We start from the raw sequence: 14,578 nt of genomic DNA, 5'->3' as shown, positions 1-14,578 counted from the left end.
AGGTGATCCACCATCCGCCGGTGGGCCGGTCGTGAGGCGGCGACCCGCCGGCGTGCCTCCGCCTTGAATGGGAGAGCCCAGCGATACCCGCCTCAAACGGCCAACCTGCGCGGGATCCACCGATGCCATTCGGCCAGCAAGGTCAGATGTTGCATCGACACAGCACTTCGGTATCGCCTCGCGGGTTCTACCTCGTCACACTTCCCGGACCGGCTCTTCGCGCGTGGCTCCGGTCGGGGTCGGGCATCGCCCGCCCAGGCCCCCTGGCTGGCTCGCCTCTGTGGCGAGCGCGGTATTACGAGTCAGGCTCACCAGAGTGGGCCGAACGCCCAGTCTTGCGGCTACCTGCAGCCCGGGCCCGCCGTCGACATGCTCGCGAGCCTCGCCGACGGTGGGCCGGTGCTGGAGCTGGGCATCGGCACCGGCCGGATCGCGCTCCCGCTGGCCCAGCGGGGCATTCCGGTCAGCGGGATCGACGCGTCCGAACAGATGCTCGCCGTCCTTCAGCAGCGCCGCGGTGACCTGCCCGTCGACGTTTGGGTCGCCGACATGGCCGACTTCCGGACGTCGGCCCCGTTCCCGTATCCGCTGATCTACGTGGCCGCGTCCACGTTTCTGCTCCTGGGCACCGCTGACCGGCAGACCGCCTGCCTGCGCGCGGTCGCGGCCGCGCTCGCGCCCGGGGGCCGGTTCGTGATCGAAGCCGCCTTGCCGCACACCGTGATCGCGGACGGCCGGCAGGTGCTGGTCCGGCACGTCGACGACGGGCAGGTCCGGATCACGATTCAGGCGCACAACGACCGGCAGTCAGACCAGAACATGTCTTGAGCTTCGAACACCAAGATTCCGACTAACCGGTCACCTTGCTTCAGCTCCCAGCCCCGCCCCTCCACGTCGGCCTCCCTCTGCACCGCCGGACAGTATCGCGGGATCTGATCATGACCAAGCGGTGTCATTTCTCGGCTCCGGCGCGAACACCGTGATTGATCTTGCGCGGGTCGGGTGCCGTAATCGTGGTGCGGTGATCGATCTCCAGGTACGCGGAGAGTCCGGCGAGATCGAGGCGAGGTCGCGTGGCTTCGAGTGGACTCAAGAGCTCATCGGCCTCGATCCCGCAGCGTTTCCGATGCTCGCCGGGCTCTGTGCCTATCTCGACACGGTTTTCAATCAGCGCCAGATCCCGATCTTGCTTGCGGAGTTGGAGCGGCTCCCAGCTGGCCTGATCCCTGAGCCCGCTCGTGCTGAGGTCCGCCAGTTCGCCGCCTTGGTCGAGGAAGGTCAACATCTGTACCTGTGGTTCTGCGGCGACTGATGGCATAAACGCTTACGAGGAAAGCAGAATCCGCGCGGGTCAGCCGTAACTAGGGCCTTCACCTCATAACTTCATGGGAGTTTGCTGTGGCCGCTATACGGAGCCTCAAGGCCCTACCGGTCATGGCCTGCGGCTGAGCCGGTGCCGGGCGCGGTTGGGCGACCACGCGGGCAGCGGCGCGGTGCCGTTGTGGCGAGTGTATGCGGCCGCAGAGCGGAATCGGGTGGCTCGGCGGTCTCGTCGAGGATCTTCGCGGCCGTCAGGGCGCCGCAGCCAGCGGCTTTCGGTCCACCACGGAGGTCAGGGGGCTTGGATGGGCCTCTTGCCATTCGCTCTACACCGGTGTACTAATCGAAATCTACCGATGTAGTGAGGGCCTGTCGGGACTGCCGGGAAGGCCTCGGTGGCTGATCCCGATGGTGAGGCGCGCGCCTTCGATGCGGGAGGTCTTGACGCTCTGAGAGGAGCAGCGACGCCATGTCACACAGCAATGGCCTCCGAATGGTCAGCCTTGTCGCAGCCGCGGCTTTGGTTGTGTCAGGCATCGCGGCCGCCCCGGCGGCTGCCGCGACTGACACATGGCATTCGAACGACGACGTCTACCACTACTTCAAGGTGCCGCAATCGGAGGCCAGCAGCATCGTCGGCGGAACGCCGGCAACGCTGGAACTGGAGGCGAACATCGGTCCGAGCGGCACCTGGTCGGCGCTCGCGCTCGACCCGAGTGGCTCGGACTACGCTGCGAACGTTGGTCCACTCGAGCCCGGGCTGTACCACTACCAGTACACCGCGACCATGCCGGACAGGTCGAAGGTGTCCTTCCGCCAGCCGGGCAGTCCGGTGGCTGTGACGTCGAAGCCGAACTGGAACACCTTCTTCGTGCCGGGCGAGTCGGTCGCGTGGATGGACGACATCGCTGCGGGCGGGACGGTGGAGGAGATGTCCTACCGAAGCGCGGCGGCGGGGGAGAACCGCACCGCCGTCGTGTGGACACCACCCGGCTACGACTCCGCCCGGGCCGAGGCATACCCGGTCCTGTACCTGCTGAGCAGCGAGGGCCAGACCGCTCGTGAGTGGCTGGAGCTCGGCCGGGCGAAGCAGATACTCGACAACCTGGTTGCCGGCAGGGACGCCAAGCCGATGGTGGTCGTGATGGCTGACGCCAATTCCGCCGACCCTCGCGCCGAGTTGCTGAACGCCATCGCCCCGGCAGCACGGGCCGGCTACAACATCTCGTCTCGGCCCGACAGTCAGGCGCTGGCCGGTGTCGGCACCGGTGCCGAGCAGGCAATCAATATCCTCCGCAAGGATGCCGGTGCATTCGGCTACGTCGGCTCCTTCTCCGGCTCCGCCGACGGCCCGATCACCAAGGCGGAGGCCAAGGCGATCAACAAGGCCACCAAACTGCTTCGAATATATGTCGGCAACACGCTCGACCCGTCCTACAACGACAACTACGACCTGCTGGTGGGCCTGAAGAAATCCGGAGTGAAGTACGAGTTCGACGGCGTCAACCCCGACGACGCCACCTGGGACGCGTGGCGGGAGAACCTGCGGGACTTCGCCTCCCGGCTCTTCGGGCAGAAGGGCGCCGGCCACGGTGCCGGCAAGGGACACCGCCCGCTGACCAAGCGGTACCAACCCCCCGCGGCCGGGTCGATCACGACCCCGCACATCGACCCGCACGGCATCGTCACGTTCGAGACCGGCACCCAGTGGGCCGACGCCAAGGACGTCACCATCTGGGGTAACTGGGCCCCGAACGGCCAGTGGTTCCGGATCCCGATGGCCAAACAACCCGACGGCCGCTGGCGCATCACTGTCGGACCGCTCGACGGCTACTACTACTACCGGTACGTGGTCGACGGCGTCGACAAGAAGGACCCGGCCGACACCGTCAACACCCATGTGATGGAGTCCCAGCTCTTCGTGCCGGGCAAGACCGACGCGATGCTCGCCGACGTCCCCAAAGGTAAGGGCGGCACGGTCTCATTGATGACCTACGACGGGGGCCAGGGCGCAGAACGCTACGCGTACGTCTGGACGCCGCCCAGCTACGATCCTGACCTCGAAGCTGCCTACCCGGTGCTGTACCTGTACCACGGTGGGGGCCAGAACTACGGGAGCTGGCTCGAGACCGGGCGGGTCAAGCAGATTCTCGACAACCACTACCTGAACGGGACAATGGTGCCGATGGTCGTGGTCATGCCAGACCAGAACGGCGTCGACTTCTGGACCGACCTCAGCCAGCACCTGATGCCAACCGCGGCGGCGAAGTACAACATCTCTACGGATTCGGATGAGCAGGCGCTCGCCGGTCTGTCGTGGGGCGCCATGAACACCCTCAGCACGTGGCTCAGCCACCCGGGCGAGTTCGCCTACATCGGTGCCTTTTCGGGCGGCCTGCTCTCCTACCCCACTGTCGACGTCCAGGCGGTCAACGAGAGCACCAAGCTGGCCCGGTTGTACTCCGGTGACGTCGACTTCACGTACTCGTTCACCCAGGAATCGATGCGGTGGCTGACCTCCCAGGGCATCAAGTACGAGTACGCCGGCACCTGGGTCGGACCGCATGGCTTCGACATCTGGTCGGCGAACCTGGTCGACTTCGTGCCGCGGCTTTTCACGCCTGAGTACCGGTTCGGCGGAGTGCGGCCGCCCCTGGCCGGCGACGGCTCCGACGTCGTCAGAGCCGGACGTGCCGTGCCGGTCACTTTCACCGTTACCAGCGAAGACGGCAAGACCGTCACCGACGCGCGGCCGCGTCTCTACCTGGCGAGGACGACGGACGGTGTGGCCGGCGATCGGGTCCCGGCCACACCCGTTCAGAAAAACGCGGACAACACCGCGCGCTACCGCGCCGGCAAGTACGTCTTCGACTGGGACACCAGAGGGCTCGCCCGGGGCACCTACGAGTTGCAGATCGACCTGGGCAGCTCGGTGCACGCCATCGCGCTGACCATCAACTGAACCGTGATCCACACGGCCGGCCCGCCCCCGAATCGGGGCGGGCCGGCCGCTGCGTCGGGTCTTATACGCTGGTCGACGAGCCGGCGAACGGCGGGAGGGGCTGTGGCACGCAAGACCAACGGATCGGCGACGATGCGCGACGTTGCCCGACTCGCCGGAGTGTCAATCAAGACGGTGTCCAACATCCTCAACGGCTATCAGTATGTGCGTCCGGAAACCCGCAAGCGGGTGGACGACGCGATCCGTGAGCTGGGCTACCACGTGAATGTGTCAGCGCGGAACCTGAGCCGAGGCCGGACCAGGGCGATCGCTTTGGTATTGCCGTCGCTGCGCGTTGTGTACTTCGCCGAGCTTGCCGACGCCGTCATGCGAGAGGCGTCCAAGCGAGGCCTGACCGTATTCATCGAGCAGACCAACGCCGAGCGCGACCGCGAGTTGCGGGTACTGGACGGCAGCTACCGGTCACGCTTCGACGGCGTGCTGTACTCTCCGCTCGCGCTGGGCCAGGAAGATCTTCCGCTGTTCGACGTCAACTTCCCCCTCGTGCTCCTGGGCGAGCGGGTGTTCAACAGCAACCTCGACCACGTCACGATGAGCAACGTCGAGGGAGCACGTGCGGCGACCGAGCAGGTCCTGGACCGAGGTGCCGCCAGGGTGGTTCCCCTGGGAGTCAAGCAAGACCCATCGCCGAGCAGCGGCACGCTGCGGTTCCAGGGCTTCAGGGAAGCCCTCCGGTCACGAGGGTTGGACGTGGACCCGCGCGCGATCATCGGTGTACCCGACTACTTTCACTCCACCGGCGCCACGACGATCGCTCGCATACTTGACAGTGGTGTCAAACCCGACGCGGTTGTGGCGTTTGCCGACACACTCGCGCTGGGTGCGCTCGCCGCCTTTCAGGACCGCGGCCTACGGGTCCCCGAGGATGTCCAGCTGATCGGCTTCGACAACATCGACGAAACGAACTACTCTCGACCTCCACTGAGCACCATCGACCCCGGACGCGACGTGATTGCACACCGGGCAGTCGCCCTTCTGGAAGAGCGTATCCAGCTCCAGATCGACGGCGTGCCGCGAGAGAATCAGCCGACGCCCCGCAGGATAGTCGTCGGCTTTGAACTGATTCAGAGGCAGTCAACGCTGCGCTGAGGCCATTGAGATGGGGATGGAGCGCGGACCGGTACCTCCTGGTCTATGTGCCGGGTTCGATGTATATCAGTGGTATCAACCTCAGCGACGCCGCGAACAACCCAGGAACCGTGGCCGCGTACGGCACCCTGCTGTGCACCGCGGCGTACACCAGCGCGCAGGCCGGGAACGCCAGCAACGCCGACACGTACCTGACCGAGGCGGTCGCAGCCGCCCGCCTGCTCGGCGACCACCACAGCGTCGGATTGCACCCGCTCACCCCGACGACCGTGGCCATGTACCGGATCAGCGTGCACACCACGCTCGGCGACACCGGGACCGCGCTGAAGCACGCCGCGAGCGTCAACCCGGCGCAGCTGCCCACCGCGGAACGCCACAGCCGGTACCTGGTCGACACCGCCCGGGCCTGGCACCGGCACGGCCGGCCCGACGGGCCGCTCACGCGCTGCTGGCCGCGGAACGCCGCGCCCCGGAAGACGTGGCCCGGGCCAGCGTGCGGGACCTGGTCGCGACCCTGCTCTACGCGCCGACACCCACCCCGGCCGCACTGCGTGGCCTCGCCAGCCGGATCGTTGTCAGCTAGGGCCGGCGATCGCGCCTTCTCTGCGGGCGCGGATTCTCGCGCGCCTGATATACGGCTTTCTACCGGCGTGACAAGTTTGGCTGGAGGCGACGCCGATTGAACGGGATGCGCACGCTGCCGCGAGCTCCTTGGTATCCCTTATCCACGAAGTTCATCACGCCAGCGTGGGTTCAGGCGTCTGCAATACCGTGGGTGCGGGCGGCGGTCGGGTTGTGCGTCGCGTCAGCAGCGCCGCCGAGGCCCAGGCGAGGCGTCCGGCTACGTCCGCGACGACCTGCACGTTCGCTCCGTGCCGCTTGCGTCTGCCGGAGTAGTGAGGAATCGGGTCGGCGGCCCTGTCGATCGACATCAGCGCGCCGTCCAGCGTCGCGTACGCAAGTGCCCAGATGTGTTGCATGGCGTCCTTGAGGTCGCCAGCGGCCGCGCTGAGCAGGATGATCTCTTCCTGGATCTTGCGCCAAGCGGCGGCGAGGCGGGTGCAGGTGTCGCCGTTGTGTAGATGGGGCAGGGCGAGCCGGGGGCTTGGCGGCCGGGGTAAGCGATTGAGGTTTCTGGTGCTTGGCAACCCGCTACGCAACGTTATGGGCAAGTTTGAACTCGATCATGGCGGCGGGGCCGAGGCAGGCCGTCACAGCCCTCGTTGCCTTACCCGGAGGTAAAGCTAAGTCAACCCGTCACGGTGCGGCTTTCCAAGGCCCTCAGGATGAGCCGTCAATACAAGCCCCTGGCCCAACCCCCTCAGACGCTGAGACCTTCCGGCACTTGCCACTCCGGGTGCGGGTCCTCATCCGGGGTCGGCAGCTGCGATCCGCCCTGCGTAGCTCGCAGCAGAAAGCGGGTGCCGTCCGTACACACGATGCTCAGCCCGGCTGGCGTGGCACCACGGGCGTCTGTCGACCCGAGGTCAGGCAAGGCAACCGGGCGCCACGTCTGCAGCTGTGCGGGCCGGGCCTTGTCGAGCAACATGATGGCCAGGGTCGCGATGCGCTGCACGCCCTTCTTCGGCGGTGGCAGCACCGCACTCCGGGCAACTCCGGCTTCTGACCCGTTGTCCCGGGGCTCGGCGATCGTCGCCGAGCCCCCGATTGGCCGGGTATTTCATTGCTGGGCATCGACCGGGCGATCAAGGCGCGGATGCTGTTCGAGTGGAGCGCCGCCGACCCGACGCTACGCTGGGTGCAGACGTGGCTCAGTGCGGTTGACCTCAGATTTTTGTTGGGTGCGGTTGCGGCTCGAACTCGGGGTCACTGACCATGACCCCGTGATCCGCGCCCGCCGGCTGGCTCCGCTCGGTGTGCCGGGTTCTGTCGTATGGTGCCGCAATGACATCCCCGGTCTGGGCCGACGGCGCGGCCTACGAGGCGTACGTAGGTCGGTGGAGCCGGCTCGTCGCGGCGGCGTTCCTGCACTGGCTCGATCTGCCGGCCGGACGGCGCTGGCTCGATGTGGGCAGCGGCACCGGCGTGTTGACTTCCACGGTGCTGACTGGCGCCGCGCCGCGGCAGGTCGTCGGCGTGGACCCCGCAGCGGGCTTCGTGGCGCGGGCCCGCGCGAGCGTCGCCGACCCGCGCGCGGTCTTCACGACCGGAGACGCTCAGGCGTTACCCCTGCCGGCCGGTGCCGTCGACGTGGTCGTCAGCGGGCTGGTGCTGAACTTCGTACCGGAACCGGCCCGGGCGGTGGCGGAGTTCGCTCGGGTGGCCGCCCCGGGTGGGGTCGTCGCCGCGTACGTGTGGGATTACGCGGAGGGGATGGCGATGATGCGGTACTTCTGGGATGCCGTCATCACCCTCGATCCCGCCGCTGCCGGACGTGACGACGGGCGCCGGTTCTCACTCTGTCGGCCCGACGCACTGCGGGCGTTGTGGGATGACGCCGGGCTGACGGACGTCAGCGTTCAGGGGCTCTATGTCCCGACGGTCTTCGCCGGTTTCGCCGACTACTGGACACCGTTCCTGGGTGGGCAGGGTTCCGCTCCGGGGTATCTGGCGTCGCTGACCGAGCCGGAACGGAACGCCCTGCGGAACCTGCTCGCGGCTCGGCTTCCGGCCGCGCCCGACGGGTCGATCCGCCTGACCGCGGGGGCCTGGGCAGTCCGCGGTATCCGTCCGGGTTCCTCCGGCGTCCGGCGGCGGTAGCGTGAGGTTTTCAGGACGTTCGCGTGGATCGGCTCCAGCGATCCGGCCAGCGCTGGCGGGTCGGCGGTCGGGAGATCACCGAAGAGGAGGTTCTTGACCAACGCGCGTGACCCGACGCGACACTCCGCAGAAGGCCGCGGCCGTCGTCGGTGAGCGCCACCTCGGTCACCCGCCGGTCAGCGGCACCGCCGGTCAGCCTGCTGGGGTCGCCGTCCGGGTCGGACGACCAAGCACCGCACCCCGCCGGTCGCTGCCGGCGCGCAGGTCCGCGCCATGCCCACCGATGAGGCCTTTGTCGGCGACGGCGCAGTACTGACGGCTGTCGCCGTTAATCGGCTTACCCGCCTGTGGCAGGCTTTTTCCCCGCGGGGCCGGAGCTCGGCACGGTCGCGTCGTACAGTTCGGCGAAGCGAGCGCGGCGCTGCGCGTAGTGGTCGGCATACGCCGAGCGCGGCTCGTAGGTCGCCCCGGTGGTCCGCCGTGCGCGTTCGACATCGGGCGCCAGCACGTCGAGCGCGAGCAGGGCCGTGCCGCGCTGCGTCGCGCGGCGCCGGGTCACATGTGTGACCGGCCGCCCGAGGACGTCGGCGAGGACCTGCAGCCACTCGGGTTGGTCGTTGCTGACCCGGCCGGCCGCGGCCACCTGCACGACCTGCGGCGCGGCCGGGCGCAGTTCGTCGGCGACCCGCGCGTACGTCATGGCCACGCCTTCGATGATGCCGCGGAACATCGCGTCGGCGCCGGTGGCCGCCGACACCCCACCGAACACGGCGCGTGCCCCGCCGGCCCAGCCCGGCGCTCGTTCACCAGTGAGGTACGGCAGCACCAGCGGCGTGGCGTCGCTGGGCGCCGCGGTGAGCAGGTCCGCGAGTTCGGGGCTCAGCCGTAGCGTCTCCTGCGCCCAGCTGATGGCGCGGCCAACGTCGTTGATCGCTCCGCCGAGCAGCGAACGGCCGGAGTCGACCCGGTAGTTCCATAGTCCGAACGGCAGCGGATCGGCCGGGCCGTCGAGCAGCACTCGCAGGGCGCCGCTGGTCGCGGTCGCGGCGGTGAGCACGGTGGGGTCGGTGGCACCGGACCCGATGTTGCTGGCGAGGCCGTCGGTGATGACCGGGAACCACACGGCCCGCGCGAGCGCCGGCCAGCGAGGGAGCGCCACGGCGGGCGCCGGGTCGCTCGGGTCCCGCGGCGGGCTGAAAAGCTCGGGGCCGGCACCTACGGCGGTGAGCAGTTCCGTGTCGAGTTGACCGGTGCGGCGATCCAGTAGGCCGCTCCAGGCCACCGTGGACGTGCCGGCCAGTGGCTGCCCGATCAGCCGGAACCACACGTACTCGCCCAGCGACCACCAGGACGCGGCCGCGGCGACGACTTTCGGCTGCGTGGCCGCCAGCCAGCGCAGGCGCGGCGCGTGATAGCTGGTGTGCAGGCGAGTGCCGGTGCGCTGCTGCACCGCGTGCTCATCGAGCTGCTGCCGCAGTGTCGTGACCGCGTCGGCGCTGCGCGAGTCGGCGTAGGTCAGGCACGGGGTCAGCGCCCGCCCGGTCCGGTCGACGGCGATCAGCGAGGCGGCGAAGGTGTCCATCGCGACGCCAGCGATGCGGGTGCCCAGCCGCGCAGCGCTGGTCACCGCGTCCAGCACCTGCTCGACCTCCGCGCTGACCTGGTCCGGGTCGATGACCGAGGTGCCGTCGGGCGCGACCGTGAAAGCGTGCGGAACCTTGTGCTGCAGGCCGTGCACCCGTCTGCCGGTGGCGTCGTGCACACCGCCGCGGGTGGCGGTGGACCCGATGTCCAGTGCCAGCACCAGCGGGTCGACCGCCGCATCGAGAGCGACGTCGTCGTTGCGGGCCATCGCAGTCCTCGTCGTCGGCGGCACCGGCTTCAGCGGCCGGGCGCGCCGCGAAAGCCCGGACCGCGCCACGATGTGCCCGCCACAGCCGCTCGAGAAACCTGACCGTGAAGCCAGGTCAGAGCCCGCCCTTCACGCGACGCGTCCGAGCAGAGATGGCGCTGTGGCGTTGTCTGATCGCGAGACGTGTGCAGCCTGGTCAGGTGGCGGGAGTCAGATCGCGGTGGCGAGTTCGGTGAACGCGGCTGCCAGGCGTAGCTGGGGCGGCTTGCCGGTGGCGATCTCGTAGTGTCCGCGGCGTAGGTTTTGCACGAAGGCGTGTCCGGTGATCATGGTCTGGGCGCTCCGGAACCCGCGTATCGGCCGGAGCCGGTGTTTGAGCCGGCTGTGATCGGCTTCGACCGGGTTGTTCGCATAGCGTTCGACGTGGTGCCACGCGGCCGGGACCCGGTCGGCGAGCGCTGCCGGGCCGTCCGCAGCGGCACCCGGCCCACCTTTACTCCGTTGACCAGCCAGTCGAGGGACTTCGGAGCACGTCTTGGGCGATTGCTTGTCTTACCGGGAGCGTCACCTCACTGGCATCCGAGCCTCACCCGTGGCCCAGGGCCCCGGCAAAGTCGTCAGGTGATTCCGAGCAGGGCGAGCGGGCGGGTGCTGTCGCGGGCGTGATGGCGGTTAGCGGCGGCGATGTTGGTGATGCCCGCAGCGCGTAGGGCGCCGATAGCGGCGTTGCGTAGAGCGGCCATGACTTGTTGTCCGGTTCCGGTGCGGATCTGTGAGCGGTCTTCGTCGTAGGTGACGTCTCGCACCCAGTGGATCTTGTTCTCGATGGACCAGTGTCCGCGGATCCACGCGGCCAACTGGGCCGGTTTGGCCTGGTGGACGTGCAGGTCGGTGATGGCGTAGACGGTCTCGGTGGTGAAGCGTTTCGGCTCGTCGAGGCGTCGGCGGCGGCGCCGGATCTGCAGGGCCTGGGCGGCGTGCGGGAAGTCGATGCCGGTGGATACGGTCAGGATCTTCAGGGTGCGGATCTCACGGCGGCCGTGTCCGCGGTCGTCGTCACGGGCGGCGTCCGGGACCGCCTTCCACGGCAGGCGGGTGAGCTGTTTGTGCAGGTGGGGCTGGTTACCTTTCACGGTCAGGATCCAGTGAGCGCCGCGTTCGGCGAGGTAGGTGACGTGGTCACGCTGGCAGTGCATCGCATCGGCGGTGATCACGGTGTTGCGCAGGTCGCTGATCTGGTCGAGCAGAGGCACGAACCGGGTGATCTCATTGGTCTTGCCGTCGACGTCGGTGCTGGCCAGAACCACGCCGGCAGCCTGATCGCAGGCGGCCATCACATGATCGGCAGCCGTATCGGCGGTGCGGGAGCCGCGCAGGGTTTTGCCGTCGACCGCGATCGCCCGCCGACCGGCCGGGACGTCCGCCAGGGTCCGGTCGGCGAGCCACGCGCCGATCACCATGGTCAGCAGATCCGGGTCCAAGGCCTGCAGCAGCCGGCGGATCATCGCTTCGGACGGGCGCCTGTCAGCAGCGATGCCCAGGGCTTGGACCGTCGCGTCGGGCACGTCGGCCACCCATTCCGCGATCGCAGCGTACGAAACGGTAACCGGCCACCACGGCGCACACCGCCGCGGTCACCACCACACTGAGTTGGTGCCGGATACCCCGCCGCGCCCGCGGATCACGCATCGCGGCCAGCACAGCGGGCAATCCAGCAGCGGTTTCCGGCACGGTCAGAGCCGGTGCATCGGACAGAGACGAGATCAGCGATGATGGCAGTGCGGGCATGACTCACTTCGGATAGATCATCGTGGCGTAGGAACCTTGATGATCTTCTGAACCAGTCATGCCCGTCTTGCTACCGCCAACCGAGGCGCTTCTGCCTTCATCCACCCAAGTCGGACACCGTCACGACTTTGCCGGGGCCCTGCCCGTGGCCCAGCTACGCAAAGCCAGAGGAAAGGCACTCAGTGGTCATTGCAGCCATCGCGGCTCTGGTCACCGGCTGTTTCCGCAAGAGTCAAGCTGTTCCTGGAGAGAGCAGTCCGAGGATTCAGAAGTTGCTCTGTAAATCCATCGCTCTTCCGGGGAAACGACAGGAAGCGACAGGTGCTCTAGCTTGACAGAAACACCAGCAGCACCTGGGAGAATCATGCGTTCGAAGAGACTCGCGACCGCTGTGGCACTGGCCGTCTTCGGGGTGGTCACCGCAGCCGGTCCGGCCGCAGCCGCAAACGCGGACGGGCAGATGTACGAGCCCGAGGACTGGACCAGGCTGGCCGCCGACGCTATATGGGTGCATCGGGGGCCGATTCTCAAGTGTGCCGCCAATCTTACCAGCTATGTTCTTACCATGGCGGAAGGAATTCCCGCACCTGCGATCGTGACGGCGGAGGAGCACATTCTGAATGCCCTGGAAATCAAGCACGACTCCCCCTATCAGTATTGCCATGCAGCACGCGCACTGGCGGACGGCCTACGGGCAGTCAAAGACGCCGACGAACCTTTCTTCTTCAGCGACTCAAGCTACAAGATTCGCCACCCCGGAATTCGGCTGAACGAGTGCTGGATCGTCATCGACGCAGGTCCGTCGGCCGACGACGCCGAGCGGTTCGAAGATTACTACCGCGGCTGCTGACTCTGACCTCGACGCCCCAGCAGCTGGATGTGCCAAACGATCACCCAGGCGGCAACGGCGAACGCTGCTGACGAGCGGACCAGCTCGGCCGCGCCGGCTTCGATCTCCTCCGCAAGCGCGTACTGCTGGCGACCTGACCTGCATGCCAATCGTCGGCGGCCGGCCCTCCTGAGATCTGCGGACGTGGTCCGATCTGGGGTTGGAAGGATGACAACGGTGAGCGTCGGCACTTTGGACGATGTCTCTAAGAGGGCGTCCGATCTTCTAAGAGGGCGTCTGATCCGACATGTCCTTCCGGCAGTGAAATACGAGTACTCAGCGCCAGGTTTGGGTGGATTCTCCGTTAGTCTGGGCATGATTGTGTTAGGCATCGCCCACCGGACCATCGCCGCCGAACGCTGCGGGAGTGCCTCATGGTCGCGGGCCAGGCGCCGGTACTGCATCAGCCATCCAAACTTGAAGGCGACCACTCCGATCGAACGCGCGGTGAGAGTGAAGGTGTCGGGCCGGCCCGAGATCGGATCTGCGGCGCCGCTGACACCCGGCGCGTCGGTGACCATGATCTGGTCGGTGTGCGCGCCCGCCTTGGCCCGGCCCCCGGATGGTTGGGCACCACGACCGGGTTGCCGACCGACCGCGGCATCCTGTTCACCGAGTACTCGAAGCTGGTGATGTCGCGGCTGCCGCCGGTGTCGAACACGAAATTGCCTGGCACACCGGCATCGCCGGTGCCCGGATACTCGGCGGTGGCGTACTTCTTCGACGAGACCAGCGGGGTCGGCGGCGCGGTGTTGTCGACGGTCAGATGGCAGACCGCCCCGTCCGGCCCCGACAACTCCAGAAGATCCTGGACCGCTGCCCCGAGCTGCGATTCCGCCGTCGAACTGGTCCGTTCCTTCGCCGGCATGATGACCCACCTACACGGCGAACAACTCACCGTGTGGATCACCGCGGACGAAGAGGCCACCCTTCCCGACATCGGCCGCTTCACCACCGCCTGACCGCCGACCTCGCCGCGGCCATCGCCCGGCTGTGCTGCTCAGCGACCGTTGCGACGTCTGCGTCTGGTACCCGGATACCTGCAGGGTGAACAGACTCTCGAAGGCGCCTCGGGCGTTCATCAACTCCTGGTGGATGCGTGTCTCGATCACGCCGACCAGATCGTCGTGCTCGACACGGCCGGCATGGACTCGGTGTCCTGGGGCCGGTTCCGTCGTTGGCGTAGACAAGTCAGACCCCCCGATAGCAAGGATGTGAAATGAGCGGTTGGCAGAGTTCCCTCGAAGGCAACAGCGGATGTCTCGACCTCGGTCGCGGTCTGTTCGGCGGCGGGGACCAGGGCATCGGCCACGGGCAGCAGCACAACGGAGGATGGGGCGGCGCCGATGACTGCGGCGACGGCGGCGGCCACACCGGCGGCGGCGACCACGGCTGGAGCGGTCCCGGCGGCGACCCGGGCCGGGACAGCTTCGACGACTGCGACCCGGGCCAGGGCAGCTTCGACGACTGCGACCCGGGCCAGGGCGGCGGCGCTCCGATGAGCCACGACCACCACATGATCCCGCTTTGCCACTGACGACGTGCGCTGACGGCCGGCGGCATCGGACCGCCGGCTGCCGGCCGGGCGCCGGCACCTGACGGAGGCTGCGATGACCGTGCGGAGCGACCTGAGCAATCAGGACGACCTTCTGGACGTGGTCCAGATGGTGCTGCAGGGAGCCGCCGCCAACGTACGCCCCGATCTGGAACGCCAGATGCGCGTGGCCGCCGCTGAGCTGGCCGACGGGCGCCCCGCGATGATCATCGCGGAAACGGTGATACACGCCCTGCAGCAGCTGGAAGCCGATCTCCGGAGCCGGCGGGCGGTGATGGCGGACCCCCGCCGGCGGGCGCGCCTCGCCACCGAGGCGCGTGATGACGAGGGCCGCCTGCGCGC

Annotated in this window: 15 protein-coding genes and 1 pseudogene; 9 read left to right on the top strand and 7 right to left on the bottom strand. The window is 67.9% G+C overall.

The window, feature by feature from the left end:
- Positions 1 to 369 precede the first annotated feature (369 nt).
- The 4 genes from Acy02nite_RS45465 to Acy02nite_RS45450 all read left to right on the top strand — a co-directional run bounded on the left by Acy02nite_RS45465 (position 370) and on the right by Acy02nite_RS45450 (position 5,431).
- On the top strand, positions 370 to 828 hold the full coding sequence (locus Acy02nite_RS45465; protein WP_203756311.1) for a class I SAM-dependent DNA methyltransferase: 459 nt from the start codon (positions 370 to 372) through the stop codon (positions 826 to 828).
- Between the two features lie 121 nt (positions 829 to 949).
- Positions 950 to 1,312, top strand: a complete 363-nt coding sequence (locus Acy02nite_RS47095; RefSeq protein WP_239175888.1) for a hypothetical protein — start codon at positions 950 to 952, stop codon at positions 1,310 to 1,312.
- A 534-nt stretch (positions 1,313 to 1,846) separates the two neighbouring features.
- The gene (locus Acy02nite_RS45455; protein ID WP_203756309.1) at positions 1,847 to 4,282 is read left to right on the top strand and encodes an alpha/beta hydrolase-fold protein; all 2,436 of its coding nucleotides are present in this window, start codon (positions 1,847 to 1,849) and stop codon (positions 4,280 to 4,282) included.
- A gap of 102 nt (positions 4,283 to 4,384) precedes the next feature.
- On the top strand, positions 4,385 to 5,431 hold the full coding sequence (locus Acy02nite_RS45450; protein ID WP_203756304.1) for a LacI family DNA-binding transcriptional regulator: 1,047 nt from the start codon (positions 4,385 to 4,387) through the stop codon (positions 5,429 to 5,431).
- A 43-nt stretch (positions 5,432 to 5,474) separates the two neighbouring features.
- Here the strand turns inward: Acy02nite_RS45450 and Acy02nite_RS45445 are convergent, their stop codons facing one another.
- The 3 genes and pseudogenes from Acy02nite_RS45445 to Acy02nite_RS45435 form a co-directional block, all read right to left on the bottom strand.
- Positions 5,475 to 5,828, bottom strand: a complete 354-nt coding sequence (locus Acy02nite_RS45445; protein WP_203756301.1) for a hypothetical protein — start codon at positions 5,826 to 5,828, stop codon at positions 5,475 to 5,477.
- Between the two features lie 190 nt (positions 5,829 to 6,018).
- A pseudogene (locus Acy02nite_RS45440) lies at positions 6,019 to 6,548 on the bottom strand (transposase family protein); the annotation flags it as partial.
- Positions 6,549 to 6,752: 204 nt separating this feature from the next.
- Positions 6,753 to 7,007, bottom strand: a complete 255-nt coding sequence (locus tag Acy02nite_RS45435; protein ID WP_203756294.1) for a hypothetical protein — start codon at positions 7,005 to 7,007, stop codon at positions 6,753 to 6,755.
- Between the two features lie 329 nt (positions 7,008 to 7,336).
- Here Acy02nite_RS45435 and Acy02nite_RS45430 point away from each other — a divergent pair, with 329 nt between their 5' ends.
- Positions 7,337 to 8,152: a class I SAM-dependent methyltransferase gene (locus Acy02nite_RS45430; protein ID WP_203756291.1), complete on the top strand. Its 816-nt coding sequence runs from the start codon at positions 7,337 to 7,339 to the stop codon at positions 8,150 to 8,152.
- A gap of 337 nt (positions 8,153 to 8,489) precedes the next feature.
- On the opposite strand, the gene Acy02nite_RS45425 is transcribed toward Acy02nite_RS45430, so the two are convergent.
- The 4 genes from Acy02nite_RS45425 to Acy02nite_RS47880 all read right to left on the bottom strand — a co-directional run bounded on the left by Acy02nite_RS45425 (position 8,490) and on the right by Acy02nite_RS47880 (position 11,693).
- The gene (locus Acy02nite_RS45425) at positions 8,490 to 10,004 is read right to left on the bottom strand and encodes a gluconokinase (RefSeq protein WP_203756290.1); all 1,515 of its coding nucleotides are present in this window, start codon (positions 10,002 to 10,004) and stop codon (positions 8,490 to 8,492) included.
- 210 nt (positions 10,005 to 10,214) lie between these two features.
- A complete protein-coding gene (locus Acy02nite_RS45420) occupies positions 10,215 to 10,517 on the bottom strand; it encodes a DDE-type integrase/transposase/recombinase (protein ID WP_203756313.1) in 303 nt (100 codons plus the stop codon).
- A gap of 104 nt (positions 10,518 to 10,621) precedes the next feature.
- Positions 10,622 to 11,578 carry an ISAs1 family transposase gene (locus tag Acy02nite_RS45415; protein WP_239175887.1) on the bottom strand — a complete coding sequence of 319 codons (957 nt, stop codon included), beginning with the start codon at positions 11,576 to 11,578 and terminating at the stop codon, positions 10,622 to 10,624.
- Positions 11,529 to 11,693 (bottom strand): hypothetical protein, encoded by a 165-nt coding sequence (locus tag Acy02nite_RS47880; RefSeq protein WP_239175889.1) that lies wholly within the window; start codon positions 11,691 to 11,693, stop codon positions 11,529 to 11,531. Before Acy02nite_RS47880 ends, Acy02nite_RS45415 begins: the two co-directional genes overlap by 50 nt.
- 463 nt (positions 11,694 to 12,156) lie before the next feature.
- Between Acy02nite_RS47880 and Acy02nite_RS45410 the strand changes: the two genes are divergently transcribed.
- The 4 genes from Acy02nite_RS45410 to Acy02nite_RS45395 form a co-directional block, all read left to right on the top strand.
- Positions 12,157 to 12,642 (top strand): hypothetical protein, encoded by a 486-nt coding sequence (locus Acy02nite_RS45410; protein WP_203756288.1) that lies wholly within the window; start codon positions 12,157 to 12,159, stop codon positions 12,640 to 12,642.
- Between the two features lie 413 nt (positions 12,643 to 13,055).
- Positions 13,056 to 13,643, top strand: coding sequence for a hypothetical protein (locus Acy02nite_RS45405; RefSeq protein WP_203756285.1), 588 nt, complete (start codon positions 13,056 to 13,058; stop codon positions 13,641 to 13,643).
- Between the two features lie 257 nt (positions 13,644 to 13,900).
- Positions 13,901 to 14,218: a hypothetical protein gene (locus tag Acy02nite_RS45400; RefSeq protein ID WP_203756282.1), complete on the top strand. Its 318-nt coding sequence runs from the start codon at positions 13,901 to 13,903 to the stop codon at positions 14,216 to 14,218.
- A 73-nt stretch (positions 14,219 to 14,291) separates the two neighbouring features.
- Positions 14,292 to 14,578: hypothetical protein (locus Acy02nite_RS45395; RefSeq protein ID WP_203756279.1), on the top strand; the 287-nt coding region annotated here is incomplete at its 3' end.

The sequence above is a fragment of the Actinoplanes cyaneus genome, from assembly GCF_016862095.1.
GTDB lineage: Bacteria > Actinomycetota > Actinomycetes > Mycobacteriales > Micromonosporaceae > Actinoplanes > Actinoplanes cyaneus.
The sequence above is the reverse complement of the archived record's forward strand: the minus strand, read 5'-3'. Positions and strand labels throughout refer to the sequence as shown.

Bases quoted from the DNA above. Each gene is read 5' to 3' on its own strand.
- Acy02nite_RS45430 (WP_203756291.1), top strand. From the start codon at position 7,337: ATGACATCCCCGGTCTGGGCCGACGGCGCGGCCTACGAGGCGTACGTA.
- Acy02nite_RS47880 (WP_239175889.1), bottom strand. From the start codon at position 11,693: ATGCGTGATCCGCGGGCGCGGCGGGGTATCCGGCACCAACTCAGTGTG.
- Acy02nite_RS45425 (WP_203756290.1), bottom strand. From the start codon at position 10,004: ATGGCCCGCAACGACGACGTCGCTCTCGATGCGGCGGTCGACCCGCTG.
- Acy02nite_RS45400 (WP_203756282.1), top strand. From the start codon at position 13,901: ATGAGCGGTTGGCAGAGTTCCCTCGAAGGCAACAGCGGATGTCTCGAC.
- Acy02nite_RS45465 (WP_203756311.1), top strand. From the start codon at position 370: ATGCTCGCGAGCCTCGCCGACGGTGGGCCGGTGCTGGAGCTGGGCATC.
- Acy02nite_RS45410 (WP_203756288.1), top strand. From the start codon at position 12,157: ATGCGTTCGAAGAGACTCGCGACCGCTGTGGCACTGGCCGTCTTCGGG.
- Acy02nite_RS45405 (WP_203756285.1), top strand. From the start codon at position 13,056: ATGGTCGCGGGCCAGGCGCCGGTACTGCATCAGCCATCCAAACTTGAA.